The sequence below is a fragment of the Streptomyces sp. NBC_00885 genome (genome assembly GCF_045207475.1).
Lineage (GTDB): Bacteria > Actinomycetota > Actinomycetes > Streptomycetales > Streptomycetaceae > Streptomyces.
On the sequence record NZ_CP108796.1, the window covers coordinates 6,487,570 to 6,513,513 of the forward strand.

At 70.1% G+C, this 25,944-nt stretch carries 25 protein-coding genes; 15 read left to right on the forward strand and 10 right to left on the reverse strand.

Annotated features, from left to right (window positions below; translation table 11 throughout):
- Window positions 1–12: 12 nt before the first annotated feature.
- The 4 genes from OHA61_RS29390 to OHA61_RS29405 form a co-directional block, all read right to left on the reverse strand.
- Window positions 13–1,665 carry an alkaline phosphatase D family protein gene (locus tag OHA61_RS29390; protein WP_406305559.1) on the reverse strand — a complete coding sequence of 551 codons (1,653 nt, stop codon included), beginning with the start codon at window positions 1,663–1,665 and terminating at the stop codon, window positions 13–15.
- Window positions 1,666–2,090: 425 nt separating this feature from the next.
- Window positions 2,091–2,906 carry a DsbA family protein gene (locus OHA61_RS29395; protein ID WP_406305560.1) on the reverse strand — a complete coding sequence of 272 codons (816 nt, stop codon included), beginning with the start codon at window positions 2,904–2,906 and terminating at the stop codon, window positions 2,091–2,093.
- Window positions 2,907–2,968: 62 nt separating this feature from the next.
- Window positions 2,969–3,658 carry a hypothetical protein gene (locus OHA61_RS29400; RefSeq protein ID WP_406305561.1) on the reverse strand — a complete coding sequence of 230 codons (690 nt, stop codon included), beginning with the start codon at window positions 3,656–3,658 and terminating at the stop codon, window positions 2,969–2,971.
- 81 nt (window positions 3,659–3,739) lie between these two features.
- Window positions 3,740–5,074 carry a DUF2252 domain-containing protein gene (locus OHA61_RS29405; protein WP_406305562.1) on the reverse strand — a complete coding sequence of 445 codons (1,335 nt, stop codon included), beginning with the start codon at window positions 5,072–5,074 and terminating at the stop codon, window positions 3,740–3,742.
- A gap of 170 nt (window positions 5,075–5,244) precedes the next feature.
- On the opposite strand from OHA61_RS29405, the gene dnaE reads away from it, so the two are divergent.
- Window positions 5,245–8,784 (forward strand): DNA polymerase III subunit alpha, encoded by a 3,540-nt coding sequence (dnaE, locus tag OHA61_RS29410; RefSeq protein ID WP_406305563.1) that lies wholly within the window; start codon window positions 5,245–5,247, stop codon window positions 8,782–8,784.
- An 80-nt stretch (window positions 8,785–8,864) separates the two neighbouring features.
- On the opposite strand, the gene OHA61_RS29415 is transcribed toward dnaE, so the two are convergent.
- Entirely contained in the window at window positions 8,865–9,044 is a 180-nt protein-coding gene (locus tag OHA61_RS29415; RefSeq protein ID WP_266477406.1) for a hypothetical protein, read from the reverse strand.
- Window positions 9,045–9,287: 243 nt separating this feature from the next.
- Here OHA61_RS29415 and OHA61_RS29420 point away from each other — a divergent pair, with 243 nt between their 5' ends.
- Genes OHA61_RS29420 through OHA61_RS29435 form a run of 4 tightly spaced genes read left to right on the forward strand, consistent with a single transcriptional unit; the run spans window position 9,288 to window position 13,089 of the window.
- Entirely contained in the window at window positions 9,288–10,526 is a 1,239-nt protein-coding gene (locus OHA61_RS29420) for an NYN domain-containing protein (RefSeq protein ID WP_406305564.1), read from the forward strand.
- A gap of 37 nt (window positions 10,527–10,563) precedes the next feature.
- Complete coding sequence (locus tag OHA61_RS29425) at window positions 10,564–11,538, forward strand: ABC transporter ATP-binding protein (RefSeq protein ID WP_324989595.1); 975 nt, start codon at window positions 10,564–10,566, stop codon at window positions 11,536–11,538.
- Window positions 11,535–12,377 (forward strand): ABC transporter permease, encoded by an 843-nt coding sequence (locus OHA61_RS29430; protein ID WP_406305565.1) that lies wholly within the window; start codon window positions 11,535–11,537, stop codon window positions 12,375–12,377. Before OHA61_RS29425 ends, OHA61_RS29430 begins: the two co-directional genes overlap by 4 nt.
- 34 nt (window positions 12,378–12,411) lie before the next feature.
- Complete coding sequence (locus tag OHA61_RS29435) at window positions 12,412–13,089, forward strand: ABC transporter permease (RefSeq protein WP_406305566.1); 678 nt, start codon at window positions 12,412–12,414, stop codon at window positions 13,087–13,089.
- 364 nt (window positions 13,090–13,453) lie between these two features.
- On the opposite strand, the gene ybaK is transcribed toward OHA61_RS29435, so the two are convergent.
- The 4 genes from ybaK to OHA61_RS29455 form a co-directional block, all read right to left on the reverse strand.
- The gene (gene ybaK / locus OHA61_RS29440; protein ID WP_406305567.1) at window positions 13,454–13,957 is read right to left on the reverse strand and encodes a Cys-tRNA(Pro) deacylase; all 504 of its coding nucleotides are present in this window, start codon (window positions 13,955–13,957) and stop codon (window positions 13,454–13,456) included.
- Between the two features lie 14 nt (window positions 13,958–13,971).
- Entirely contained in the window at window positions 13,972–14,712 is a 741-nt protein-coding gene (locus OHA61_RS29445) for an LON peptidase substrate-binding domain-containing protein (protein ID WP_266477410.1), read from the reverse strand.
- 21 nt (window positions 14,713–14,733) lie between these two features.
- Window positions 14,734–15,747, reverse strand: coding sequence for a hypothetical protein (locus OHA61_RS29450; protein WP_406305568.1), 1,014 nt, complete (start codon window positions 15,745–15,747; stop codon window positions 14,734–14,736).
- Window positions 15,748–15,850: 103 nt separating this feature from the next.
- The gene (locus OHA61_RS29455; RefSeq protein WP_406305569.1) at window positions 15,851–17,452 is read right to left on the reverse strand and encodes an oxidoreductase; all 1,602 of its coding nucleotides are present in this window, start codon (window positions 17,450–17,452) and stop codon (window positions 15,851–15,853) included.
- Window positions 17,453–17,646: 194 nt separating this feature from the next.
- Here OHA61_RS29455 and hisD point away from each other — a divergent pair, with 194 nt between their 5' ends.
- Genes hisD through hisF form a run of 8 tightly spaced genes read left to right on the forward strand, consistent with a single transcriptional unit; the run spans window position 17,647 to window position 23,344 of the window.
- Complete coding sequence (gene hisD / locus OHA61_RS29460) at window positions 17,647–18,969, forward strand: histidinol dehydrogenase (RefSeq protein WP_406305570.1); 1,323 nt, start codon at window positions 17,647–17,649, stop codon at window positions 18,967–18,969.
- A complete protein-coding gene (locus OHA61_RS29465; RefSeq protein ID WP_406305571.1) occupies window positions 18,966–20,072 on the forward strand; it encodes a histidinol-phosphate transaminase in 1,107 nt (368 codons plus the stop codon). Before hisD ends, OHA61_RS29465 begins: the two co-directional genes overlap by 4 nt.
- Window positions 20,069–20,662, forward strand: coding sequence for an imidazoleglycerol-phosphate dehydratase HisB (gene hisB, locus OHA61_RS29470; RefSeq protein WP_142216534.1), 594 nt, complete (start codon window positions 20,069–20,071; stop codon window positions 20,660–20,662). Before OHA61_RS29465 ends, hisB begins: the two co-directional genes overlap by 4 nt.
- A gap of 4 nt (window positions 20,663–20,666) precedes the next feature.
- Complete coding sequence (locus tag OHA61_RS29475) at window positions 20,667–20,834, forward strand: hypothetical protein (RefSeq protein ID WP_175258652.1); 168 nt, start codon at window positions 20,667–20,669, stop codon at window positions 20,832–20,834.
- On the forward strand, window positions 20,831–21,472 hold the full coding sequence (hisH, locus tag OHA61_RS29480; protein WP_406305572.1) for an imidazole glycerol phosphate synthase subunit HisH: 642 nt from the start codon (window positions 20,831–20,833) through the stop codon (window positions 21,470–21,472). The genes OHA61_RS29475 and hisH overlap by 4 nt, the downstream gene beginning before the upstream one ends.
- Window positions 21,472–22,197 carry a bifunctional 1-(5-phosphoribosyl)-5-((5-phosphoribosylamino)methylideneamino)imidazole-4-carboxamide isomerase/phosphoribosylanthranilate isomerase PriA gene (gene priA / locus OHA61_RS29485; RefSeq protein ID WP_266477418.1) on the forward strand — a complete coding sequence of 242 codons (726 nt, stop codon included), beginning with the start codon at window positions 21,472–21,474 and terminating at the stop codon, window positions 22,195–22,197. The genes hisH and priA overlap by 1 nt, the downstream gene beginning before the upstream one ends.
- Window positions 22,194–22,592 carry a RidA family protein gene (locus OHA61_RS29490; protein ID WP_324976433.1) on the forward strand — a complete coding sequence of 133 codons (399 nt, stop codon included), beginning with the start codon at window positions 22,194–22,196 and terminating at the stop codon, window positions 22,590–22,592. Before priA ends, OHA61_RS29490 begins: the two co-directional genes overlap by 4 nt.
- Window positions 22,589–23,344, forward strand: a complete 756-nt coding sequence (gene hisF, locus OHA61_RS29495; protein ID WP_406305573.1) for an imidazole glycerol phosphate synthase subunit HisF — start codon at window positions 22,589–22,591, stop codon at window positions 23,342–23,344. The genes OHA61_RS29490 and hisF overlap by 4 nt, the downstream gene beginning before the upstream one ends.
- Before the next feature lie 7 nt (window positions 23,345–23,351).
- Here the strand turns inward: hisF and OHA61_RS29500 are convergent, their stop codons facing one another.
- Window positions 23,352–23,987, reverse strand: coding sequence for a TIGR03085 family metal-binding protein (locus OHA61_RS29500; protein WP_361918055.1), 636 nt, complete (start codon window positions 23,985–23,987; stop codon window positions 23,352–23,354).
- 84 nt (window positions 23,988–24,071) lie between these two features.
- On the opposite strand from OHA61_RS29500, the gene hisI reads away from it, so the two are divergent.
- Both hisI and OHA61_RS29510 read left to right on the forward strand, forming a co-directional pair.
- Window positions 24,072–24,434, forward strand: coding sequence for a phosphoribosyl-AMP cyclohydrolase (gene hisI, locus OHA61_RS29505; RefSeq protein WP_406305574.1), 363 nt, complete (start codon window positions 24,072–24,074; stop codon window positions 24,432–24,434).
- Window positions 24,435–24,445: 11 nt separating this feature from the next.
- Window positions 24,446–25,930, forward strand: a complete 1,485-nt coding sequence (locus OHA61_RS29510) for an anthranilate synthase component I (RefSeq protein WP_406305575.1) — start codon at window positions 24,446–24,448, stop codon at window positions 25,928–25,930.
- Window positions 25,931–25,944 lie beyond the last annotated feature (14 nt).

Sequence of the window (25,944 nt, forward strand, 5' to 3'; positions counted from 1 at the left end):
GGAATTCGACGGTCAGCGCACCGGCCGGTCGACCCGCTCGACGTGCTGCGTGCCGGACAGGGTCCGGTAGGAGCGGGCCCACTTGGTGGTCGCGCCCTGCTGGGTCTTGTCGGAGATGACGTAGTAGTCCATCTGGGAGCGCTCGGCGGTGACGTCGAGGACGCCGTAGCCGTGGTTGTCCATGTCGATCCACTTCACGTGGCGGTTGGCCGCCTTGACCGCCGCGGAGGCGATCAGCGAGACCGTGCCGGGTGCGACATGGAGGATGTCGTCGAGGTTGTCGGAGGTCACCGACGTCACGACGAACTCGGTCGCGGCAGACTGCGACAGCGGATACGTCGCCGCCTTGACCGGCACGTCGTTCGCCCACGCCATGTGGATGTCGCCGGTGAGGAAGACCGTGTTCTTGATGCCGCGCTGGGTCAGGTGCGCGAGCAGCTCCTTGCGGTCGTCCGTGTAGCCGTCCCACTGGTCGACGTTGACGGCGAGGCCCTCCTTGGGCAGGCCCAGCAGCTCCGCGATCGGCTCCAGGAGATAGGCCGGTACGGAGCCGAAGGCCACCGGCGAGATCATCACCGAGGTTCCGACCAGCTTCCAGGAGGCGTCGGAAGCGGCCAGGCCGGACTTCAGCCAGTCCAGCTGGGCGCGGCCGGTGATGGAGCGGTCCGGGTCGTCCACGCCGCCGTTGCCGACCGTCGACTGCTGCGAGCGGAAGGAGCGCAGGTCCAGCAGGTGCAGATCGGCGAGCTTGCCGAAGCGCAGGCGGCGGTAGACCGTTCCCTCGGTCGACGCGCGCACGGGCATCCACTCGAAGTACGCCTGGCGCGCGGCCGCGGCGCGTGCCGCCCAGTCGCCCTCGGTGCCCGGCGTGTGGTTCGCCGCGCCGCCCGACCAGGCGTCGTTGGCGAACTCGTGGTCGTCCCAGATCGCGATCACCGGGTGCGCGGCGTGCAGCGTCTGCAGGTCGGCGTCCGTCTTGTACGTCGCGTGCCGGGTGCGGTAGTCGGCGAGCGTGATGATCTCGTTCTTCGGTGAGTGCTGGCGTACGACGTACTTCGGCTCGGGGTAGCCGCCGGTCGCGTACTCGTAGATGTAGTCGCCGAGATGGAGGATCGCGTCGAGGTCGGTACGGGCGGCGAGGTGGCGGTACGCCGAGAAGTAGCCGGCCTCCCAGTTGGCGCACGAGACCACACCGAAGCGGACGCCGGGGGTCGAGGCGTCGGTGGCGGGGGTGGTGCGGGTGCGGCCGACGGGGGAGACGCTGCCTCCGGCCGTGAAGCGGAAGTAATAGGCGGTGGCCTGGCGCAGGCCCCTTACGTCGACCTTGACCGTGTGGTCGGAGGCGGCCTTCGAGGTCGTGGCGCCACTGGCGACGATCTTCGTGAAGGCCTTGTCCTCCGCGACCTCCCAACTCACCGCGGTGTCGGGCCCCTTGCCGGAACCGGGCACGGCGTCGGGAGTGGGAGTGATACGCGTCCACAGCAGCACACCGTCGGGCAGCGGGTCCCCGGAGGCGATGCCGTGCAGGAAGGCCGGGGCTTCGGCGGCGGAGGCCGAAGCGGCGGAGGTGGCGACCGCGAGAGCGGGCGCGGCGACGACAGCGGTGGCGGCGGCGGCCTTGACGACCGTGCGGCGGCTGGGAGTTGAGGAGAGTCTACTGGTCACGGCCGATCAGACTACTGATCGGTAGCTCGAATGGAAGAGCGAATGCGAGGGGGAATGGGGAATGTTCGCCGGGTGGTGGGCGAGGGGTAACTGCGGCGTTGCCTGAAGGGTTGCCGTAGTCGGGCGAAGCGGTGTTTTTCCCCCACCCCGCCCCTTCCCGTAACCAAGGCGCTTCGCCCCCTGGACCCCCGGTACGACCTTCGGCCGCATGTCCTCAAACGCCGGACGGGCTGAATAGTTCAGCCCCGCCGGCGTTTGAGGCGCGGGGGTCCGGGGGCAGCGCCCCCGGTACGGGAAGGGGCGGGGTGGGGTGAAGCCCGCCGCAGGCGTACCCGCCCGCCAGTCCTTGCGGGGCCGCGAACCCCCGTTCCGTAGCGGGGCGTTCAGCGGGGAGGGCCGACCGGCGCCCCGCCCGGCCCCTTCGCTCAGCCCTGCAGCGCCTTCGCGATCGCCGCGTTGTACTGCTCCACCGTCATCGGCGGGTTGTCCGTTCCCTCCGCCGTGACCTTCTTGCCGTTCATCTTCAGCGTCGGCGTTCCCTCGACCCCGCTCTTGCCGAACGCGTCCGACATCCTCATGGCCCAGGCGTCGAAGGTGCCGTTCTCCACGTTCTTCTTGAACTCGGCATTGCTCTTGAGCGCCGGGATCGTGTCGGCCACCTCAAGGAGGTACGAGTCCTTGGCGAACTTGTCGTCGGTCTCCTTGGGGTGCCACTTCGCCGAGTAGAGCGCGGCCTTGTACTCGGTGAAGGCCTCCGGGCTGACGTCGAGCGCCGCGCCCAGCGCGCTCAGCGCGTTCTTGGAGCCTTCGCCCGAGTCGGCGTTGTCGATGAACGTCGCGCCGATGTACTTCAGCTTGTACTTGCCCGCGTCGACGTCCTTCTTCACCGTCGGGCCGACCGCCTGCTCGAAGTTCGCACAGATGGGACAGCGCGAGTCCTCGTACAGCTCCAGCGTCTTCTTCGCGGACGCCTTGCCGATGACGACGGTCGTGCCGTTCTCGCCCGAGGTGTTCTTCGGCGCGGTGACGTTCTTCTCGTCCTTCGCCGACTCCCAGTGCGACGGCTTGTTGGCCTGCATGACCGCGTAGCCGACACCGCCCGCGATCGCCAGGACCACGATCGTCGAACCGATGACGACGAGCTGGCGGCGCGTCTTTTCCTTCTTGGCCTGGCGCTCTCGCTCCTGGCGCAGCCGCTCGCGGGCGGCCGCCTTGCTGGCCTGGCTGTTACGTGCACTCATGCTGATTCACTCCGTGTGAGGTCGTACCCGTAAGAGGGATACGGAAGGGGGGGACTGCGGGCTCAGGCGAAGACTGCGGCCGAGCGCGGCGGTCCCCGTCGTCCGACGGAGTGCACCAGCAGGCGGGTGCGGGAGCTGCCGGGGCGGCTGAGCGCGGGGCGCACCGCGCGGCCGACGGACCGGTGTGCCGTGACCACCACCGCGGCCGCCAGCATCAGCGGCCGGAACGTGAAAGCGCCCACCGCCCGTACGAGCCCGGCCAGCGCCGACTCGCCGCGCCGCAGCCAGGCCGCGGCCAGCAGCCCGAGCGACAGATGCGCGGCGAGCAGCAGCCAGGGCATGGCCGGGTTGGCGGAGTGCAGCAGGGCCGCCGCCGTGCCGTGGTCGGGGCCGCCGACACCGGGCAGCGCCGTGCCGACCGTGCCGCCGCACAGCACGTCGAAGCCCACCGAGCGCAGCGACCCGGCGACCGGGCCCCCGCCGGGGCCGTAACAGACGTCCTGACCGGTGGTGAAGGCGGTGTCCGCGGCCAGTTCCAGCGGGACGAGCAGGCTCGCGATCCGCCAGTAGCCGCGCTCCCGGCCACAGAGGGCGTACGCGACGGCGAAGACGCCCGCCGAAAGACCGGCGACGGTGGTCAGCGGCAGCGGCACCCGGGAGAGCAGCACATGGGACGCCGCGGACAGCGTCACGACCAGTGCCGTGAAGATCGCCGCCCGCAGCGCCCTGAGCTGCATCCCTGATACGTCCATCACCGGGAGTGTCCCATGCGTCCCTGTAAGGGACTCTTAAAGGATCCGGCCGAACGGATCCGGCCGACCTGAGGGCGTCCCCTACAGTCCCGGAATACGACCGTTGCGGAACAGGTCCACGAAGATCTGGTGGTCGGCCCGCGCCCGCGCTCCGTAGCTGTGCGCGAACTCGACCAGCAGCTCCGCAAAGCCCTCCTCGTCCGCCGCGATCGCCGCGTCGATGGCCCGCTCCGTGGAGAACGGCACCAGCGAGTGGCCGCTCTCGTCGTCCGCCGCGCCGTGCATCGTCGCCGTCGCCCGGCCGAGGTCGGCGACGACGGCCGCGATCTCCTCGGGGTCGTCGATGTCCGACCAGTCCAGGTCCACCGCGTACGGGGACACCTCGGCCACCAGCTGGCCTGCGCCGTCCAACTCGGTCCAGCCCAGCCACGGGTCGGCGTGGTCCTGGAGCGCGCGCTGCGAGATCACCGTGCGGTGGCCCTCGTGCTGGAAGTACTCCCGCGCGGTCGGGTCGGTGATGTGGCGGGAGACCGCGGGAGTCTGCGCCTGCTTCATATAGATCACGACGTCGTTCTCGAGGGCGTCGCTGTTGCCCTCCAGCAGGATGTTGTACGAGGGCAGGCCCGCGGATCCGATGCCGATACCGCGCCGGCCCACGACATCCTTGACGCGGTACGAGTCGGGCCGGGTCAGACTGGACTCGGGCAGTGTCTCCAGATAGCCGTCGAAGGCCGCGAGCACCTTGTAGCGGGTGGCCGCGTCGAGCTCGATCGAGCCGCCGCCGGGCGCGAACCGGCGCTCGAAGTCACGGATCTCGGTCATCGAGTCGAGCAGCGAGAAGCGGGTCAGCGAGCGGGCGTCGCGCAGGGCGTCCAGCAGCGGGCCCTCGGCGGTGTCCAGCGTGAAGGGCGGCACCTCGTCGTTCTTGGCGCCGGTGGCCAGGGCGTGGATGCGCTCGCGGTACGCGGCGGCGTAGACCCGCACCAGCTCGGTGATCTGCTCGTCGCTGAGCGCCTTCGTGTAGCCGATCAGTGCCAGCGACGCGGCCAGCCGCTTGAGGTCCCAGGTGAAGGGGCCGATGTACGCCTCGTCGAAGTCGTTGACGTTGAAGATCAGCCGGCCGTTGGCGTCCATGTACGTGCCGAAGTTCTCGGCGTGCAGATCGCCGTGGATCCACACCCGGCCAGTGCGGTCGTCGAGGAACGGGCCGCCGTGCTGCTCCCGTTCCAGGTCGTTGTAGAAGAGGCAGGCGGTGCCCCGGTAGAACGCGAACGCCGACGCGGCCATCTTCCGGAACTTGACCCGGAAGGCAGCGGGATCGGCCGCCAGCAGCTGGCCGAAGGCTGTCTCGAAGACGGCGAGAATCTGCTCGCCGCGCTCTTCAGCGGTGACCTCGGCGGATCGCGGTACCGACATCGCTTGGTGCCTCCTGGTGCATGACAAAAGGGACGGGGGTTCCGTCTCCTCCAACGCATGACCGTACTCGGGAGTGCCCGCCGACTGTCAGTGCCAGGACGTAGACTTCCACGCTGTTCCCCCAGACTGTCTGCAACCTGTCGCCCACCGTTATCCGGAGGCATTCCGCCGTGACCAAGCCGCCTTTCACGCACCTTCACGTCCACACCCAGTACTCGCTGCTGGACGGTGCCGCGCGGCTCAAGGACATGTTCGACGCCTGCAACGAGATGGGCATGACGCACATCGCCATGACCGACCATGGCAACCTCCACGGGGCGTACGACTTCTTCCACTCGGCGAAGAAGGCGGGCGTCACGCCCATCATCGGCATCGAGGCGTATGTCGCCCCCGAGTCCCGGCGCAACAAGCGCAAGATCCAGTGGGGCCAGCCCCACCAGAAGCGGGACGACGTCTCCGGTTCGGGTGGTTACACCCACAAGACGATCTGGGCGGCCAGCAAGACCGGTCTGCACAATCTGTTCCGGCTCTCCTCGGACGCGTATGCCGAGGGCTGGCTGCAGAAGTGGCCGCGTATGGACAAGGAGACCATCGCCCAGTGGTCCGAGGGGCTCATCGCCTCCACCGGCTGCCCCTCCGGCGAGCTCCAGACCCGGCTGCGCCTCGGGCAGTTCGACGAGGCACTCAAGGCCGCGTCCGAGTACCAGGACATCTTCGGCAAGGACCGGTACTTCCTGGAGCTGATGGACCACGGCATCGAGATCGAGCGCCGGGTCCGCGACGGCCTGCTGGAGATCGGCAAGAAGCTCGGCATCCCGCCGATCGTCACCAACGACTCGCACTACACCTACGCCCACGAGGCCGGTGCCCACGACGCGCTGCTGTGCATCCAGACCGGCAAGAACCTCTCGGACCCGGACCGCTTCCGCTTCGACGGCACCGGCTACTACCTGAAGTCCACCGACGAGATGTACGCCGTGGACTCCTCGGACGCCTGGCAGGAGGGCTGCGCCAACACCCTGCTCGTGGCGCAGCAGATCGACACCGAGGGCTGGTTCGAAGAGCGCAACCTGATGCCGAAGTTCGAGGTCCCCGAGGGCTACACCGAGGTGACCTGGTTCCGCGAGGAGACCATGCGCGGCATGGCCCGGCGCTACCCCGGCGGCATCCCGGACGACCGGCTCAAGCAGGTCGAGTACGAGATGGGCATCATCATCGACATGGGCTTCCCGGGGTACTTCCTCGTGGTCGCCGACTTCATCATGTGGGCCAAGAACAACGGCATCGCGGTGGGCCCCGGCCGAGGCTCCGCGGCCGGCTCGATCGTCGCGTACGCCATGGGCATCACCGACCTCGACCCGATCGAGCACGGACTGATCTTCGAGCGGTTCCTCAACCCCGAGCGCATCTCCATGCCCGATGTCGACATCGACTTCGACGAGCGCCGGCGCGGTGAGGTCATCCGGTACGTCACGGAGAAGTACGGCGCCGACAAGGTCGCCATGATCGGCACGTACGGCAAGATCAAGGCGAAGAACGCCATCAAGGACTCCGCCCGGGTGCTCGGCTATCCGTACGCCATGGGCGACCGGCTCACCAAGGCGATGCCCGCCGACGTCCTCGGCAAGGGCATCGACCTCAACGGCATCACCGACCCCAAGCACCCGCGCTACAGCGAGGCGGGCGAGATCCGGGGGATGTACGAGAACGAGCCGGACGTGAAGAAGGTCATCGACACCGCCAAGGGCGTCGAGGGCCTGGTCCGCCAGATGGGTGTGCACGCCGCCGGCGTGATCATGTCCAGCGAGACCATCACCGACCATGTCCCGGTCTGGGTCAGGCACACCGACGGCGTCACCATCACCCAGTGGGACTACCCGAGCTGCGAGTCGCTCGGCCTGCTGAAGATGGACTTCCTGGGCCTGCGGAACCTCACCATCATGGACGACGCCGTCAAGATGGTGAAGGCGAACAAGGGCGTCGAGCTCGACCTGCTCGCTCTCCCGCTGGATGACGCCACGACGTACGAACTGCTCTGCCGCGGTGACACGCTCGGCGTCTTCCAGTTCGACGGCGGCCCGATGCGTTCGCTGCTGCGGCTGATGAAGCCCGACAACTTCGAGGACATTTCCGCCGTCTCGGCCCTGTACCGGCCGGGCCCGATGGGCATGAACTCCCACACGAACTACGCGCTGCGCAAGAACGGCCAGCAGGAGATCACGCCGATCCACCCGGAGCTGGAGGAGCCGCTCAAGGAGGTTCTCGGCCTCACCTACGGCCTGATCGTCTATCAGGAGCAGGTGCAGAAGGCCGCCCAGATCATCGCGGGGTACTCCCTCGGCGAGGCCGACATCCTCCGCCGCGTGATGGGCAAGAAGAAGGCCGACGAGCTGGCGAAGAACTTCGTCCTCTTCCAGGCCGGCGCCAAGAAGAACGGCTTCAGCGACCAGGCCATCCAGGCGCTGTGGGACGTGCTGGTCCCCTTCGCCGGCTACGCCTTCAACAAGGCGCACTCCTCCGCGTACGGCCTGGTCACCTACTGGACCGCGTATCTCAAGGCGAACTACCCGGCCGAGTACATGGCCGCGCTGCTCACCTCGGTGAAGGACGACAAGGACAAGTCGGCGGTCTATCTGAACGAGTGCCGCCGCATGGGCATCAAGGTGCTGCCGCCCAATGTGAACGAGTCTCAGTCGAACTTCGCCGCCCAGGGCGACGACGTGATCCTCTTCGGCCTCTCCGCCGTGCGCAACGTCGGCACGAACGTGGTGGACTCGATCATCCGCTGCCGCAAGTCCAAGGGGAAGTACGCCTCCTTCCCCGACTTCCTCGACAAGGTCGAGGCCGTCGTCTGCAACAAGCGGACCGTCGAATCACTCATCAAGGCCGGTGCCTTCGACGAGATGGGCCATACCCGCAAGGGCCTGGTCGCCCACCACGAACCCATGATCGACAATGTGGTCGCGGTCAAGCGCAAGGAGGCCGAGGGGCAGTTCGACCTGTTCGGCGGGATGGGCGATGAGGCCACCGACGAGCCGGGCTTCGGGCTCGACGTCGAGTTCTCCGACATCGAGTGGGACAAGTCGTATCTGCTCGCGCAGGAGCGCGAGATGCTCGGCCTCTATGTCTCCGACCATCCGCTCTTCGGCATCGAGCACGTCCTGAGCGACAAGACGGACGCCGCGATCTCCCAGCTCACCGGCGGTGAGCACGCGGACGGCGCCGTGGTCACCATCGGGGGCATCATCTCCGGCCTGCAGCGCAAGATGACCAAGCAGGGGAATGCCTGGGCGATCGCCACGGTCGAGGATCTGGCGGGCTCCATCGAGTGCATGTTCTTCCCGGCGACGTATCAGCTGGTGTCGACCCAGCTCGTCGAGGACACCGTGGTCTTCGTCAAGGGGCGGCTCGACAAGCGCGAGGACATCCCGCGGCTCGTCGCCATGGAGCTGATGGTCCCCGACCTCTCCTCGGCCGGGACCAACGCCCCCGTGGTGGTCACCATCCCGACGGTGAAGGTCACCCCGCCGATGGTCAGCAGGCTCGGCGAGATCCTCAGCCACCACAAGGGCAACACCGAGGTGCGGATCAAGCTTCAGGGCCCCCGCAAGACGACCGTGCTCCGGCTCGACCGGCACCGCGTCCAGCCGGACCCGGCGCTCTTCGGCGATCTCAAGGTGCTGCTCGGCCCGTCCTGCCTGGCCGGCTGAGGCTTTCCGCCTACCGCGCACGCTCACGCAAAGGGGCGCGCCCGTCGTCACGGGCGCGCCCCTTGTGGCTTTACGGCCTGTCAGTTGTGGCCGAAGCGCCGCTGGTGCTTACGCGCAACATCCGCAGGACTGCCCTGTGCCTGCGACTGGGGCTGCACATGCGACTCGTACGCGGTCGACTTGGCCTTCTCGCCGCCACGCTCTGCGGCCGAAGCGCGGTCCTGTTGACCGCCTTGCTTGCGATTCTTGTTCTTGGCCATGGTGATACCTCCTGTGGGGGATCTCGGGGCCAGGGCCGCGACCAGATTCACATACCAGCCTAACCGTCGCATTTTGGATCACTACGGTGCGTAAAGGGCGCTTGGACCACCACAGGTTCGGGTTCCGCCACGCCGATGATCGAGTTCCGGCCGTTAACCCTCCCGTGGTCGGGCAGACTCGAAGGAAACCCGGAACAATCCCCGATCCGGACCCTTCCCCGATCCCGAAGTTCCCGAAAGAGGGTGGAACGCGTGGACCGCTGCGTTGTCCTGGTGGACGCCGGATATCTGCTGGGCGCCGCCGCGAGCCTGCTCGCCGGGGAACCGGCGCGTTCCAGAATCACCGTCGATCACGCGGCCCTCATCCAGGGCCTGCGCGAACTCGCCGAGGCCGATACGGAACGCCCGCTGCTGCGCATCTACTGGTTCGACGGCGCCCCCGACCGCGTACCGCAGCCCGAGCACCGGCGACTGCGCGTGATGCCGAGGGTGACGGTCCGGCTGGGCGCACTGACCCGCAGCGACGGCCGCTGGGCGCAGAAGGGCGTCGATGCGGCCATGCACGCCGAACTCACCGAACTGGCCAGAAACCGCGCCTGCTCCGATGTGGTCCTGGTGACCGGGGACGGGGATCTGCTGCCCGGGCTGATGTCCGCCAAGGAGCACGGCGTCGCCGTCCACCTCTGGGCGGTGCAGGCCGCCGACGGCGACTACAACCAGTCGGAGGACCTGGTCGCCGAGGCCGACGAGCGCCGCGTGCTCGACCGCGCCTGGATCACCCGGGCGGTTCGGGCCAAGGAGCTCACCGGCATCTGCGCCCCCTCGCCCGCGCCCCGCCCCGAGATCGCGGCGATCCTCTCCGCGCCGCTGCCCGAGTCGGCGCTCGCGGCCTCGCAGGAGCGCGCCGCCGATGCCGAGCGCAACGGCTCAGGGCCCAGCCCCTCGGACAACGGCGCCGAGCCCGGCCCGGCCCCCGCCGCCAAGGGCGTCCCCACCCCCAAGGACCTGGCGAGCCTGCGCGCCCCCGGCCAGAACTCCGCCCCCCACCCCGCGAACGCAACGCTGCGCTGGTCCTCCGACAAGGGCTGGGTCGAGCGGCCGGGGGCCGGCACCCTGGGCGAGCCGCCCGAGACCGCTTCGCTGCCGACGCTGGCCCAGCTCACCAGCGCCGAGCAGCGCTGGGCCGACCGCGAGGAGGACATCACCACGGTCGGCGGTGACCCCTTCGAGGTCGGACAGGTCTTCGCCCGGCGCTGGATGGAACGGCTGCCGGAGAGCGGCCATGTGCAGAAGCTGTCCACCATGTACCCCCGGATCCCGCACCGTATCGACGGTGAACTGCTGCGGTACGCGGCACGTTTCGGGCTTCTCGCGCACAAGGACGACCAGATCGACGAGCACGACCGCTATGCGATCCGAGCCGGATTCTGGCGCGAGATCGACGTGCGGGCGGCCGCGGAACACGCCCCCGCGGGGGAATAGCCCCGCCGACCCCGTAGGCTCGTCCCTTGTGAGTACGGTGTGCGCGGTGCGGGATCTGGTCAAGACGTACCCCGCCGCGCGCGCTCGCCGAGGCACCCCCGGGACACCCGAGGTGCGTGCCACGGACGGGATTTCGCTTCAGGTGCGGCGCGGCGAGATCTTCGGGCTGCTCGGACCCAACGGCGCCGGCAAGTCCACTCTCGTACGACAGCTCACCGGTCTGATGCGGCCGGACAGCGGCAGCGTCGACGTGCTGGGCCACGATCTCGTACGCCACCCCGAACGGGCATCCCGGCTCATCGGCTATCTCGGGCAGGAATCCACCGCCCTCGACGAACTGACCGTCGCACTCGCCGCCGAGACGACCGGCCGGCTGCGCGGACTGCACGCACGGCAGGCACGCGCCGAGCGGGACGCCGTCCTGGAGGAGCTCGGGCTGACCGAGCTCGCCTCCCGCCCCCTGAAGAGACTCTCCGGCGGACAGCGGCGGCTGGCCTGCTTCGCGGCAACGCTGGTGGGCGAGCGGCCGGTCCTGGTACTGGACGAGCCGACCACCGGCATGGACCCCGTCGCGCGGCGCGCGGTCTGGGCAGCCGTCGACCGGCGCCGGGCCGAGAACGGCGCGACCGTGCTGCTCGTCACCCACAACGTCATCGAGGCCGAGACCGTCCTCGACCGGGTCGCCGTGCTGGAACGCGGCCGGGTCATCGCCTGCGACACACCGACGGGGCTCAAGGAACGGATCGCGGGCGAGGTGCGCGTCGAGCTGGTGTGGCGCGAGCGGGCGCCGCTGGACGTGCCCGAAGTCGCCGCGCTGCGCGCGTCCGCGCAGGAGTCCGGGCGCCGGTGGGTGCTCAGACTCGCCCCGGACGAGGCACGTGCCGCGGTCGCCGCGGTGACCGGCGGCGCGGCGTTCGCGGCGCTCGACGACTTCACACTGGCCGCGCCCAGCCTGGAGGACGTGTACCTGGCGCTCGGCGGGAACGCGACGAAGGGGCTGGTCAAGGCGTGAGCACCGTGCCCGCGGAGGCGGTGTCCGGACATCCCGAACAGGCCCGGCAGGTCAGCGCCACGAGCGTGGCCCCGGTCGCGCTCGCAGCGCCCCTCGCGCCGCGGGCGCGGCTGCTGCCCGCGCTCGGCGCCGTATACCGCGCGCAGCTGTCACGGGCGCGGGTGGCCCGGATCCCGCTGCTCTTCGTGGCGACCTTCCAGTCGATCGGGATCATGGTCCTCATGCGGGGGGTCGTCGACGGGGGTGCGGAGGCGCGGGCCGTGGTCGCCGGATCGAGCGTCCTGGTCGTCGCGTTCGTCGCGCTCAACCTTCTCGCCCAGTACTTCGGACAGCTGCGGGCCGGCGGCGGCCTCGACCACTACGCCACGCTGCCGGTCCCGCCCGCGGCGGTGGTGCTCGGCGCGGCCGGTGCGTACGCCTCCTTCACCGTGCCCGGCACGGTCGTCACGGCGGTCACCGGCAGCATCCTCTTCCAGCTGCCCCTGACCCATCTCTGGGTGCTCGCCGCGGTCGTCCCGCTCGCCGGTGCGGCCCTCGCGGGCCTCGGCGCGGCGCTCGGACTGCTCGCACCGCGCCAGGAACTGGCCACGCTGCTGGGGCAGTTGGGCATGTCCGCGGCGCTGCTCCTCGGTGTGCTGCCGGCCGGCCGGCTGCCCGGGCCGATCTCGTACGCCCGTGATCTGCTGCCGTCGACCTACGGCGTCGAGGCACTCGCCCGTACCTTCGAGGCGCGCCCGGACTGGGCTGTCGTCGGACTGGATCTCGCCGTCTGCGCGGCCGTGGGTGTCGTCTCGCTGACGGTCGCCACATGGGCGTACCGGCGGGCGGCAGTCCGGTGAGGCGCTGTCCCGGGACGCCTGGCACGATGGCGGTGTGACCGCACCTCTGACTCCGCCGCACCAGCCCTCGCCCCACAACGACCCGTGGCAGAAGCCGCCCGCCGGGCCCCGCTTCCACGAGCCCGAGACGAGGGATGCCGCGGACCTGAAGAGGGACGCGCGGGACGCGATCCTCGTCGTGGTCGCCCTGACGGTCCTGGGCGTCGCTCTCGGTCTGCTGTGGCTGTGGCTGGCCCCGCGCGTCCCGCTGATCTCCAGCGACAAGGCGGTCTTCCTCAAGGACACGGAGGGCGAGGAGGCGGTGGGCGCGGACGGGACGTTCGCGCTGCTGGCCCTCGGCTTCGGCGCGGTCAGCGCGGCCGCGGTCTTTTTCTTCCGCAGGCGCGGAGGCATCGCACTGGTGGTGGCTCTGGCTCTGGGCGGGCTGTTCGGCTCGCTGCTGGCGTGGGGGATAGGCGAGTGGTTCGGCCCGACGGACGATGTGGTCGCGCATGCGCGGGCGGTGGGGGAGGGCGTGACGTTCGACGCGCCGCTGGAGCTGAAGGCGCGGGGGGCGTTGCTGGCGTGGCCGGTGGCGGCGATGGTGGTTCACCTGGCGCTGACGGCCCTGTTCGGGCCGCGGGACCCGGAGCCGGAGTGGCCGCCGTTTCCGTACGCGCCGGGTCCGGGGCCCGGTCCGGGCGCGGGCGCGGGGCAGGGCGGCGCGGGCTGACGCCTGCGGCGGGCCTGTTCCCCTACCCGCCCCTTCCCGAACTGGGGCTCCGCCCCGGACCCCGCGCCTCAAACGCCGGCGGGGCTGGATTGTGCGGCTGGGCCGCACATGTCAGCCCGTCCGGCGTTTGAGGACACGCGCGAAGCGCGTACCGGGGTCTGGGGGCTTGCCCCCAGTTCGGGAAGGGGCGGGGTGGGGAAAACGCCCGCCGCAGGCGAACCGTCAAGCCGGCCGGCGGCCGTGGTTCGCGTGGTGCTTGCGGGTGCGCCACTTCCTCTTGCGGGTGCGTTTGGACATGCTGTGTCCTCATTCCCGTAGGGGCGTCCCTACGGTCGTAGCCGAGGATCGGCCCCCCGTCGACCCCCTACGCCCGCCCGATCGGCGCCAGCACCGCCCCCGTCAGCGACGCCAGGTCCGACGGCGAGAGTTCGACCTCCAGGCCCCGGCGCCCCGCTGAGACGCAGATCGTGGCGTGGTCCGACGCCGACGCGTCGAGGACCGTGCGCAGGCGTTTGCGCTGGCCCAGGGGGGAGATGCCGCCGCGGACATAGCCCGTCGTGCGTTCCGCCGCCGCCGGGTCGGCCATCGTCGCCCGCTTCGCGCCCACCGCCGCCGCCAGCGCCTTGAGGTCGAGCTGGCCCGCCACCGGGACGATCGCCACCGTCAGTTCGCCGTCGACGTCCGCGACCAGGGTCTTGAAGACCCGGTCGGGACGGATGCCGAGCGCCTCGGCCGCCTCGTCGCCGTACGAAGCCGACGCGGGGTCGTGGTCGTACGCGTGCACCGTGAAGGCCGTGCCCGCCGCGGCCAGGGCCACCGTGGCGGGCGTGCCGCCGGATGTGGCCGCCTTCTTGGGCTTCTTCGCCACGCGGGAGGCTCCTGTCAGTTGGGACTCGTCGGCGCCCGGGTCAGGTCGACCGCGGGCAGCGACGGCAGATGGCGGATCACCGCGGTCTCCGAGCGCAGCAGCGTCAGTTCCTCCCGCAGCCGAGTCGCCGTGTCGGGCGCTTGCAGCAGGCGCTGCTTCGCCGGGGTGTCCAGTACGGCCGCGGCGGCCACCAGATACGACACCACCGAGGGCTCGTCCGGCAGGTCCGCCCCCGTGGACAGCGAGCGCTCGCGTGCGCCGGCCAGCCGCTTCTGGTAGCTGCGGAAGGCGCGCAGCACACCTTCGGCGAGGGCCCCCGCGCCGTCCCCGGACTCCTCCGGGATTTCCTCCAGTTCGGCCGTCAGATACGGGCCGCTCGCGTCGACCGAGAGAAGCTTGACCCGGGTCGTTCCGGTGGCCAGCACCTCGAAGCTGCCGTCGTCGCGCTCGCGGATCGTCGCCGCGTCGGCGATGCAGCCGACCCGGTGGAAGGCCTGGATCGGGTCGTCGCCGAAGCCCGCCGCGGGACCGCGCTGGGGCAGCGCGGTCGGGTCGGGCATGCCGGGCGCGGTCGGCGCGACCTCGCGGCCGTCGCGAATGGCGACCACCGCGAAGCGGCGCGGCTCGGACTCGTCCGTCTTCGACAGCTCGCGCATCATGGCGCGATATCGCTCCTCGAACACGTTCAAGGGCAGGACGAGGCCCGGGAACAGTACCGAGTTCAGCGGGAAGAGGGGGAGACGTGCGGTGGTCACAGCGCTTAAGACTAATGGCCCTCAGACCTGCTTCGTCCGGGCCCTGGGACGCAGAGGGGTCATCGAGGCGATCTGGATCCGTACGCCGTCCCGTGTGTGAAGGAACTGGCCGAGCGGGTCATCGGTCACCGAGGTCCAGGGGAAGGACGTCGCATACGGCCCGATCAGCCGGAACTGCTCCAGTGCCTGTGCCCACCGGCCCCGTCCCACCAGCACGTACGCCAGCAGATTGCGCACCTCGGCCGGCCAGGGATCCCCGGCCGCGTAGTCCGCGGAGAGCGTGATCGCCAGATCGGCCGCCGCGTCGATGCGGTCTTCCTGCACGGAGGTGGTGTCCCCGACAAGCAGCTGGGCGAAGGCCGCCCGTACCGGCAGCGCCCGGACCAGCGAGCCCGGCAGCGCGTCAGCCGCCGCCTGTTCGGCGAAGTCGAAGCACTCGCGGTGCGAGCCGTACCACTGCGCGGACAGATACTGCAGGGCCGCGACATGACAGCCGTAGTGGTGCGAGGAACGGCGGATCGCCTGCTCCCACAGCGACTCGAAGGCCGTGTGGGTGGCATGGGTGCCACGCGCGTGGTCGAGCGAGATCCGCCATGGCACGGGGTCGTTCGGATCGCCCTCGGCCGCCGCGTCGATCAGGGGTCCGACCTCACGCAGCCGTTCGGTGCTCGCGGGTGACTCCCAGGCCCTGCGGACCGCGAGCTCGGCCTTGACGACGAGCGCGTCGGGGTCGCGCGGCGCGGCGGCGAGCCATGTCGTGAGCCACTCCTCGCGGTTGTACGCGAACGCCGCGAGCCGTATCACGTACCGGTCGCGGTTCTCCCACTCGGCTGATTCGCGCGTGGTCGCCAGCAGCTTGGCGGCCGGCTCGTACTCCCCGAGCGCCGCCGCGACGAGTGCCGGGCTCAGCCGCTCGTCGGGGGCGTCGAGCAGCACCGTCTCGTCGGGCGCCAGGCCGTCGGCGAGCTGCGGCGTATGACGGATCATGCGCGCGGTGCGAATCAGGGCACGGAGCAATGACATGGTGCGGACCATTGAAAACTGCAGGTCAACAGGCGCGCCAGAGTCCAGCTGTGAAGAGTTCGTAGGGGCCGAATGGTTGTCCTGGCGAAAGCCAAGAGAGCGTAAAGAAAGTGCCTCAGCCGCGACGTAGAAGGCGGGATGCACCGGCCGCGACCGTCGTCGCCAGAATCCAGCCGAGCAGGATCAGCGCCGTTGACGTCCATTGCCAGGCGCCGTCAAGCCTCCAGTAGCTCTCCTGGCCGAGATCGATCACCGGCAGCAGCAGATCCAGAGCATAGAGCGCCGCGTTCCACTGCGGATGCTCGTCCGCCTTCAGCGGCGCCGGATCCACCTGCGCGAAGGCCACCGCTCCCGCCGCCCACAGCACCGCCATCCACAGGGCCGCCCGGCCTGGGCGGTAGCCGTAGGCCACGGTCCAGTCCTGGAGGTAGCCCCAGAGTTTCGCGGCCAGCGGCAGCGTCTCGCGCCGACGGCGCTGTTTGGCGAGCAGCACCTCGCGGGCGTCCGCGTCCTCGCCGCTGTTGCGCAGCACGGTCGCGAGACGTTCGTACGGCTCCGGCGAGTACTCCGGGGTCGCCGAGGCCACCCACTCCAGACGGCGGCTGAGCGGGAACTCCTCGTAGGGGACGAGGTTCTCGTAGACGAATCCGCCCATCGCGAGGCCGCCGGGGCCCGGCCAGCTCGCCGCCAGGTCGATCAGCGTCACGATCTTCGCGCCGTTCAGCACGACGCGTCCCTCCTCCGGGCGCTCCGCGTTGAAGCGCAGCTCCGGGGTGACGATCCGGCGCAGCGACAGTTCCTCGCGCGCGTTCAGTACGAAACGGGCGCGGTGCAGATCGACTGCGTCGCCGAAGCGCCCGTCATCCAGCCGCACCCCGCCGTGGCACCGGAAAGGCTGCAGCCGGGTGCCGCGTGCCGGTGTTCCGGCGCTGCCGATGCCGAAGGGGGGAGTGGCGCCCTGGTTGCCCGTGGACTCGCTCACCCACGCGCCGGTCAGATAGAGGGTCCGCTCCACGCTCAGCTGCGGGGCGTTGAGTGCGCGCCGCTCCCCGGCCGCGCGCAGCCGGCTGCCCCGCAGACTCAGCGAGACCCCGACCTTCGCACCGCGCAGACTGAACTCGCCGTACGTCTCGATCAGTTCGGCCTGTAAGTCCTGTGCGACCGACATGCCGTCCGCGGTGATCGCCCGGCCCCTGCGGTCCGGCCGCACATGGATCTGGTTGATCAGCAGATCCGTGCCGATCTGCGCGTCGGTCAGCCGTATGCCGTGCTCGACCCGGCAGCGCGGCAGATGCAGATCGCCTTCCGTGCGCAGCCGGGCCGCCTCGATCCGGGGGATCGCGCAGCCGACCATGCGGACGGTGGTGAAGTGCGCCTCGGGCATCAGGACTTCGCTGTCGAAGCGACAGCCGTTCAGCTCGACATACGGTGCGATGCTGCCGCCCGCGAGCTTGAGCGTGCCGGTGATCTGGACCCCGCGGAGCTTGAGCGCGGCGACCCGGCCGGGCAGCGCGGGCGGACCGCTGAGCAGCAGCCGGGCGACGATGGACGCGCGAACGCTGCGTTCGGGGCCCCAGGGGCGGGGTGAGAAGGGATCGTTCAGCAGGGGGTTGGGATCGCTCAGGTCGTGCGTACTCCCGTTTCTGAAAGCGTTCCACATGTCCACTTCGGTCCGGCTCAGTCCGTCCGGAGGCCCGTCGTCCAGCGGCTCGGTCAATGCCGCTCCTTCGCTTGCTTGGTTCGTACAGCTGTTCTTCCCGCTGAGTGACGGACTGAACGCTAGTGGTCATGAACAACATCGCAAACCAGAGGGGTGGCGCGAAGTGCCTCCTTGAGCGGTGACGCGTGGGCCCATATCAGCCAGTGATACGGGCGATCACCTGCCGAATCCGGTCTGAGAGAATTGGTTCCGTGATCTCACGAATCGATCTGCGCGGCGACGCCCTCCCCGAGGGGGCCGCTCTGCGTGACCTGCTGCCCCGTGCCGAGTTCGACGTGGAAGCCGCCCTGGAGAAGGTGCGGCCCATCTGCGAGGCCGTGCATCATCGGGGCACGTCGGCGCTGATCGACTACGCGGAGAAGTTCGACGGCGTGCAGCTGGAGCGGGTGCGGGTGCCCGAGGCCGCGCTGGCCGATGCCCTGGAGCGGCTGGATCCCGAGGTCAGGGCCGCCCTGGAGGAGTCGATCAGGCGCGTCAGGATCGTGCACCGCGCGCAGCGGCGGGACGCGCACACCACCCAGGTGGTCCCGGGCGGCACGGTGACCGAGAAGTGGGTCCCGGTCGAGCGCGTCGGCCTTTACGCGCCCGGCGGCCGCTCGGTCTACCCCTCCTCCGTGATCATGAACGCCGTACCGGCACAGGAGGCCGGCGTCGAGTCGATCGCGCTCGCCTCCCCGCCGCAGAAAGAGTTCGGTGGGCTTCCGCACCCGACGATCCTCGCCGCCTGCGCGCTGCTCGGCGTCGACGAGGTGTACGCCGCGGGCGGCGCCCAGGCCGTCGCGATGTTCGCGTACGGGACCGAGGAGTGCGCCCCCGCGAACATGGTCACCGGCCCCGGCAATATCTGGGTCGCCGCCGCAAAGCGGTACTTCACCGGACGTATTGGCATCGATGCCGAGGCCGGACCGACCGAGATCGCGATCCTCGCCGACGAGAGCGCCGACCCGGTGCATGTCGCCGCGGACCTGATCAGCCAGGCCGAGCACGACCCGATGGCCGCCGCCGTGCTGGTCACCGACTCCACCGAGCTCGCGGACGCGGTCGAGAAGGAGCTGGAGCCGCAGATCGCGGCCACCAAGCACATCGAGGACCGGATCGTCCCCGCGCTGAGCGGCAGGCAGTCCGCGATCGTCCTGGTCGACGGAGTCGAGGAGGGCCTGCGGGTCGTCAACGCGTACGGCGCCGAGCACCTGGAGATCCAGACCGCGGACGCCGCCGCGGTCGCGGCGAGGGTCCGCAACGCCGGCGCGATCTTCGTCGGCCCCTGGGCGCCGGTCTCGCTCGGCGACTACTGCGCCGGCTCCAACCATGTCCTGCCCACCGGCGGCTGCGCCTGCCACTCCTCCGGTCTCTCCGTCCAGTCCTTCCTGCGCGGTATCCACATCGTGGACTACACGCGAGACGCGCTCGCCGAGGTCACCCACCACGTCGTGACGCTCGCCGAGGCCGAGGACCTGCCCGCGCACGGCGCGGCCATGAAGGCACGGTTCGGATGGAAGGTGCCGAAGGAATGACCGGCATCGACGATCTGCCCATCAGGGACGAACTGCGCGGCAAGTCCCCCTACGGCGCACCGCAGTTGGACGTGCCAGTACAGCTGAACACCAACGAGAACCCGTACCCGCTGCCCGAGTCGCTGGTCCGGCGTATCGCCGAGCGCGTCACCGAGGCCGCCCGCGGGCTCAACCGCTACCCCGACCGGGACGCGGTGGAGCTGCGCACCGAGCTCGCCGCGTATCTGACACGGACCGGGGGGCACCGTGTCGGCATCGAGAACGTCTGGGCGGCCAACGGCTCCAACGAGGTCATCCAGCAACTGCTGCAGACCTTCGGCGGCCCCGGCCGTACCGCGATCGGTTTCGAGCCCTCGTACTCCATGCACGGGCTGATCTCACGCGGCACCGGCACCGGCTGGATCTCGGGACCGCGCAACGACGACTTCACGATCGACCTCACGGCCGCCGGGAAGGCGATCGCCGAGAACCGGCCCGACGTCGTCTTCATCACCTCGCCCAACAACCCCACCGGCACGGCGGTCGAGGCCGATACGGTGCTCGCGCTGTACGAGGCCGCCCAGGCGGCCAAGCCCTCGCTCGTCGTCATCGACGAGGCGTACGTCGAATTCAGCCACCGCCCCTCGCTGCTCCCGCTGATCGAGGGCAGGCCGAATCTCGTCGTCTCGCGCACCATGTCCAAGGCCTTCGGCGCGGCCGGTCTGCGCCTGGGCTATCTGGCCGCACACCCCGCGGTCGTCGACGCCGTCCAGCTGGTGCGCCTGCCGTACCACCTGTCCGCCGTCACCCAGGCCACCGCGCTCGCCGCGCTGGAGCACACCGATACGCTGCTCGGGTATGTCGAGCAGCTGAAGACCGAGCGGGACCGCCTGGTGGGCGAGCTGCGGGCGATCGGCTGGGAGGTCACCGAATCGGACGCCAACTTCGTCCAGTTCGGCCGCTTCGACGACGCGCACGCTGCCTGGCGGAAGATCCTCGACCGGGGTGTCCTGGTCCGTGACAACTCGGTGCCCGGGTGGCTGCGCGTCACCGCCGGTACCCCTGACGAGAACGACGCGTTCCTCGACGCGGTTCGTGAGCTGAAGAAGGAGTACGACGCATGAGCCGGGTTGGCCGTGTCGAACGCACCACCAAGGAGACGTCCGTCGTCGTCGAGATCGATCTCGACGGCCACGGCAAGGTCGATGTGTCGACCGGGGTCGGCTTCTACGACCACATGCTCGACCAGCTCGGCCGCCACGGCCTGTTCGACCTCACCGTGAAGACCGAGGGCGATCTGCACATCGACTCGCACCACACCATCGAGGACACCGCCCTCGCGCTGGGTGCCGCCTTCAAGCAGGCGCTCGGCGACAAGGTGGGGATTTATCGATTCGGCAACTGCACGGTGCCGCTGGACGAGTCCCTCGCCCAGGTCACCGTGGACCTGTCGGGCCGCCCGTACCTCGTGCACACCGAGCCCGAGAACATGGCGCCCATGATCGGCTCCTACGACACCACGATGACCCGGCACATCCTGGAGTCCTTCGTGGCGCAGGCGCAGATCGCCCTGCACGTCCACGTCCCGTACGGACGCAACGCGCACCACATCGTGGAGTGCCAGTTCAAGGCGCTGGCCCGAGCTCTGCGGTACGCCAGTGAGCGCGACCCGCGCGCCGCCGGCATTCTCCCCTCCACGAAGGGCGCGCTCTAACCCCATGACCGGCCTCTCCACCATCCTCATCGTCGTCGGGCTCTTCCTCGCCGGCGGTGTGTACTCCTTCTCCAAGCAGAAGATGCCCATGGGCCTGATCGTGCTCCTCGGCATCGGCTCGGTGATGTGTCTCGTCGCCGGTGTCCTGCGGATTCAGGGGATCTGGGAATGACAGCGAGCAAGAAGGTCGTCGTCTTCGACTACGGATTCGGCAACGTCCGCTCCGCCGAGCGGGCACTGGCCCGCGTCGGCGCGGACGTCGAGATCACCCGTGATTTCGACAGGGCAATGAACGCCGACGGGCTCCTCGTGCCCGGCGTCGGCGCCTTCTCCGCCTGCATGGAGGGCCTGAAGAAGGCCCGCGGCGAGTGGATCGTCGGCCGCAGGCTCGCCGGCGGCCGGCCCGTCATGGGCATCTGCGTCGGAATGCAGATCCTCTTCGCGCGCGGCATCGAGCACGGAGTCGAGACCGAGGGCCTGGACGAGTGGCCCGGCACGGTCGGCCCGCTCAAGGCCCCGATCGTGCCCCACATGGGGTGGAACACAGTCGAGGCGGCCCCAGACAGCCTGCTCTTCGCCGGAGTCGACCCCGAGGCCCGGTTCTACTTCGTGCACTCCTACGCCGTGCACGAGTGGGAGCTGGAAGTCACCAACCCCGCCATCCGCGCGCCCCAGATCACCTGGGCGACCCACGGCGAGCGCTTCGTCGCCGCCGTGGAGAACAGCGCGCTGTGGGCGACGCAGTTCCACCCCGAGAAGTCCGGCGACGCCGGCGCCCAGCTGCTGACCAACTGGATCGAGACGCTGTAATGCCGAAGCTTGAACTCCTTCCCGCAGTCGACGTCCGCGACGGCCAGGCCGTCCGCCTCGTCCATGGCGAGTCCGGTTCGGAGACCTCCTACGGCTCTCCCCTCGAAGCCGCCCTCGCCTGGCAGCGCGCGGGCGCCGAGTGGCTGCATCTCGTCGACCTGGACGCCGCCTTCGGTACCGGCGACAACCGCTCGCTGATCGCCGAGGTCGCCGGAGCGATGGACATCAAGGTCGAGCTGTCCGGTGGCATCCGCGACGACGCCTCGCTCGCGGCCGCGCTGGCCACCGGCTGCACCCGGGTCAACCTGGGCACGGCCGCGCTGGAGACCCCCGAGTGGGTCGCCAAGGTCATCGCCGAGCACGGCGACAAGATCGCGGTCGGCCTGGACGTGCGCGGCACGACGCTGCGCGGCCGCGGCTGGACCCGCGACGGCGGCGATCTGTACGAGACGCTCGCCCGGCTCGACTCCGAGGGCTGCGCCCGCTACGTCGTCACCGACATCGCCAAGGACGGCACCCTCCAGGGCCCCAACCTGGAGCTGCTGCGCAATGTCTGCGCGGTCACCGACAAGCCGGTCGTCGCATCCGGCGGCGTCTCCTCGCTCGACGACCTGCGCGCGATCGCGGGTCTCGTTCCCGAGGGCGTCGAGGGCGCGATCGTCGGAAAGGCGCTGTACGCCAAGGCGTTCACCCTCGAAGAAGCCCTCGCGGCGGTGGCGGAATGACCGGCGTCGTACGCCGTGTCGCATCCGACGGCCCGTGGGAGGAAGCCTTCGGCTACTCCCGGGCAGTGGAGCTGCCGAACGGCCTTGTCCTGGTGTCCGGTTGCACCTCCGTGGTCGACGGCGTGGTCCTCGACGGCTCTCCCTACGACCAGGCGATCACCGCTTTCGGTGTGGCCGTGGGCGCGCTGAGGGACCTCGGTCTCGACCGTGAGGACGTGGTGCGCACGCGGATGTACATCTCCCACGCCCGGGACGTGGAGGAGATCGGCCGCGCCCACAGGGAGCTGTTCGGCTCCGTCCGCCCCGCAGCGTCGATGCTCATCGTCTCCGGCTTCGTCGACCCCCGGCTGGTCGTCGAGGTCGAGGTCGAGGCGTACCGAGGAGGTGCCGCATGACACTCGCGGTCCGAGTCATTCCCTGCCTGGACGTGGACAACGGCCGGGTCGTCAAGGGAGTCAACTTCCAGAACCTGCGCGACGCGGGCGACCCCGTCGAGATGGCCAGGCTGTACGACGCCGAGGGCGCCGACGAACTGACCTTCCTCGACATCACCGCCTCCTCCGGCAATCGTGAGACGACGTACGACGTGGTGCGCCGCACCGCCGAGCAGGTCTTCATCCCGCTGACCGTGGGCGGCGGGGTGCGCAGCGCCGACGACGTGGACAAGCTGCTGCGCGCGGGCGCCGACAAGGTGGGCGTGAACACCGCGGCGATCGCCCGCCCCGAGCTGATCCGCGAGATCGCCGAGCGCTTCGGCCGCCAGGTCCTGGTGCTGTCGGTCGACGCGCGGCGCACGCCCGAGGGCAGCTTCGAGGTCACCACGCACGGCGGCCGCCAGGGCACCGGCATCGACGCCGTCGAATGGGCGCACCGGGCCGCCGAGTTGGGGGCGGGCGAGATCCTGCTCAACTCGATGGACGCCGACGGCACCAAGGACGGCTACGACACGGAGATGATCGCGGCGGTGCGGGCGCACGTCACGGTCCCGGTCATCGCGAGCGGCGGCGCGGGCAGGCTGGCCGACTTCCCGCCGGCGATCGCGGCGGGGGCGGACGCGGTCCTCGCGGCCTCGGTCTTCCACTTCGGCGATCTGCGGATATCCCAGGTCAAGGACACCCTGCGACAGGCCGGTCACCCCGTCCGCTGAGCGGTGCCTACATCCCGAACGGCTTGATCTCGTGCAGCCGCGCGATCGCGTCCTTGTCGCCCTCCAGCTCCACCCGCGCCACGTCCTGGCGCCCGAAGGCGAACAGCGTCAGCTCGCTGGGTTCCCCGGTCACCGTCACCACCGGGGTGCCCCGCTGGGCGACCGCCGTCTGCCCGTCCGCCCGGCGCAGCACCAGGCCGACCGGCGACCTGCGGCCCAGCAGCCGGGCCCCCTTCTCCAGCCGGGACCACAGGGCGTTCTCGAACACCTGGTCCAGCTGGCGCGGCGTCCAGTCGTCCTGCGCCCGCCGCACATCCTCGGTGTGGACGAAGAACTCGACGGTGTTCGCCGCCTCGTCCAGCTGCTTGATGCCGTACGGGGACATCCGCGGCGGTCCCGTACGGATGAGCTGGATCAGCTCCTCGTACGGCTTCGCGGCGAATTCCGCCTGTACCCGTTCGAGGCGCGGCTTGAGCGCGCCGATCAGGATCCCGCCCGCGGCGTCCGCCCGCCGCTCACGCACCACCACATGTGCGGCCAGATCCCTGGCCGTCCAGCCCTCGCACAGGGTAGGGGCCTCGGGGCCCGCCGATTCCAACAGGTCGGCGAGCAGAAGTCGTTCACGCTTCGCATGGGTCGACATGTCCGCCAGCGTACGGCGGCGGTGATGGGTCCGCCCAGTGGACGCACCGCCCGTCGTACCCGCGCGGCACGGCACAATGGCCTTATGACCAGCAGTGTCCCCGCAAGCTCCCTCGATCCCGCCGTCGCCGCCCGCCTCAAGCGCACCGCCGACGGCCTGGTTCCGGCCATCGCCCAGCAGTACGACACCGGTGAGGTGCTGATGCTCGGCTGGATGGACGACGAGGCGCTGCATCGCACCCTGACCACCGGCCGCTGCACCTACTTCTCCCGCAGCCGCCAGGAGTACTGGGTCAAGGGCGACACCTCCGGCCATGTCCAGCACGTCAAGTCCGTCGCGCTCGACTGCGACGCCGACACGATCCTCGTCAAGGTCGACCAGGTGGGCGCCGCCTGCCACACCGGGGACCGTACGTGCTTCGACGCCGACGTTCTCCTGGACAAGTAGGGTCGGGCGCCATGGATCTCGAGACCTTCCGCAAGCTGGCCGCCGACCGCCGTGTCATCCCCGTCAGCCGCCGCCTCCTCGCGGACGGCGACACTCCGGTCGGGCTCTACCGCAAGCTCGCCGCCGAGCGGCCCGGGACCTTCCTCCTCGAATCCGCCGAGAACGGCCGCTCCTGGTCGCGCTACTCCTTCATCGGCGTACGCTCCGCCGCGACCCTCACCGAACGCGAAGGCTCGACCCACTGGCTCGGCACCCCGCCGGTCGGCGTCCCCGTCGACGGCGACCCGCTGCGGGCCCTGCGCACCACCGTCGAGACGCTGCACACCCCGCGCGACCTCGCGTCCGGCATGCCGCCCTTCACCGGCGGCATGGTCGGCTATCTCGGATACGACGTCGTCCGCAGGCTGGAGAAGATCGGCCCCGGCGAGCGCGACGACCTGAGGCTCCCCGAGCTGACCATGCTGCTCACCTCGGATCTCGCCGTACTCGACCACTGGGACGGCACCGTCCTGTTGATCGCCAACGCGATCAACCACAACGACCTCGACACCGGCGTCGACGAGGCCTACGCGGACGCCGTCGCCCGCCTCGACGCCATGGAGGACGACCTCGCCCGGCCGCTCGCCTCCGCTCCCGCCGCGCTGCCCCCCTCCGAACTGCCCGAGTTCACCGTGCCGTGGGGCGGCAAGGACTACCAGGACGCCGTCGAGGACATCAAGGAGCGCATCCGGGCCGGCGAGGCCTTCCAGGTCGTGCCCTCCCAGCGCTTCGAAACCCCGTGCAGCGCAAGCGCGCTGGACGTCTACCGGGTCCTGCGGGCCACCAATCCCAGCCCGTACATGTACCTCTTCCGCTTCGACGGCTTCGACGTCGTCGGCTCCAGCCCCGAGGCCCTGGTCAAGGTCGAGGACGGGCACGCCATGGTCCACCCGATCGCCGGGACCCGGCCGCGCGGCACGACCCCGCAGGAGGACCAGGCACTGGCCGATGAGCTCATGGCCGACCCGAAGGAGCGCGCCGAGCACCTGATGCTCGTCGACCTCGGCCGCAACGACCTGGGCCGGGTCTGCGAGCCCGGCAGCGTCGAGGTCGTCGACTTCATGACGATCGAGCGGTACTCCCACGTCATGCACATCGTCTCCACCGTGACGGGCCGGGTCGCCGAAGGCCGTACCGCCTTCGACGTGCTCACCGCCTGCTTCCCCGCGGGCACGCTCTCCGGCGCCCCCAAGCCCCGTGCGATGCAGATCATCGACGAGCTGGAGCCCTCGCGCCGCGGACTGTACGGCGGCTGCGTCGGCTATCTCGACTTCGCGGGCGACTCCGACACCGCGATCGCCATCCGCACCGCGCTGCTGCGTGACGGCACGGCATTCGTGCAGGCCGGAGCCGGTGTCGTGGCCGATTCGGATCCGGTGGGCGAGGACACCGAGTGCCGCAACAAGGCGGCCGCGGTGCTTCGGGCCGTCCATACAGCGAACCGCCTCACCAGGTGAACGGGCGGTAAGGG

What these genes read in the sequence shown, in the direction of transcription:
- hisH (WP_406305572.1), top strand. Translation starts at nt 20,831, where the DNA reads ATGACAGCGAGCAAGAAGGTCGTCGTCTTCGACTACGGATTCGGCAAC.
- OHA61_RS29415 (WP_266477406.1), bottom strand. Translation starts at nt 9,044, where the DNA reads ATGGCCAAGAACAAGAATCGCAAGCAAGGCGGTCAACAGGACCGCGCT.
- OHA61_RS29500 (WP_361918055.1), bottom strand. Translation starts at nt 23,987, where the DNA reads ATGTCGACCCATGCGAAGCGTGAACGACTTCTGCTCGCCGACCTGTTG.
- OHA61_RS29405 (WP_406305562.1), bottom strand. Translation starts at nt 5,074, where the DNA reads ATGTCGGTACCGCGATCCGCCGAGGTCACCGCTGAAGAGCGCGGCGAG.
- OHA61_RS29475 (WP_175258652.1), top strand. Translation starts at nt 20,667, where the DNA reads ATGACCGGCCTCTCCACCATCCTCATCGTCGTCGGGCTCTTCCTCGCC.
- OHA61_RS29510 (WP_406305575.1), top strand. Translation starts at nt 24,446, where the DNA reads ATGGATCTCGAGACCTTCCGCAAGCTGGCCGCCGACCGCCGTGTCATC.
- OHA61_RS29465 (WP_406305571.1), top strand. Translation starts at nt 18,966, where the DNA reads ATGACCGGCATCGACGATCTGCCCATCAGGGACGAACTGCGCGGCAAG.
- hisB (WP_142216534.1), top strand. Translation starts at nt 20,069, where the DNA reads ATGAGCCGGGTTGGCCGTGTCGAACGCACCACCAAGGAGACGTCCGTC.
- OHA61_RS29490 (WP_324976433.1), top strand. Translation starts at nt 22,194, where the DNA reads ATGACCGGCGTCGTACGCCGTGTCGCATCCGACGGCCCGTGGGAGGAA.
- OHA61_RS29395 (WP_406305560.1), bottom strand. Translation starts at nt 2,906, where the DNA reads ATGAGTGCACGTAACAGCCAGGCCAGCAAGGCGGCCGCCCGCGAGCGG.
- OHA61_RS29450 (WP_406305568.1), bottom strand. Translation starts at nt 15,747, where the DNA reads ATGGTCCGCACCATGTCATTGCTCCGTGCCCTGATTCGCACCGCGCGC.
- hisF (WP_406305573.1), top strand. Translation starts at nt 22,589, where the DNA reads ATGACACTCGCGGTCCGAGTCATTCCCTGCCTGGACGTGGACAACGGC.
- hisI (WP_406305574.1), top strand. Translation starts at nt 24,072, where the DNA reads ATGACCAGCAGTGTCCCCGCAAGCTCCCTCGATCCCGCCGTCGCCGCC.
- OHA61_RS29400 (WP_406305561.1), bottom strand. Translation starts at nt 3,658, where the DNA reads ATGGACGTATCAGGGATGCAGCTCAGGGCGCTGCGGGCGGCGATCTTC.
- priA (WP_266477418.1), top strand. Translation starts at nt 21,472, where the DNA reads ATGCCGAAGCTTGAACTCCTTCCCGCAGTCGACGTCCGCGACGGCCAG.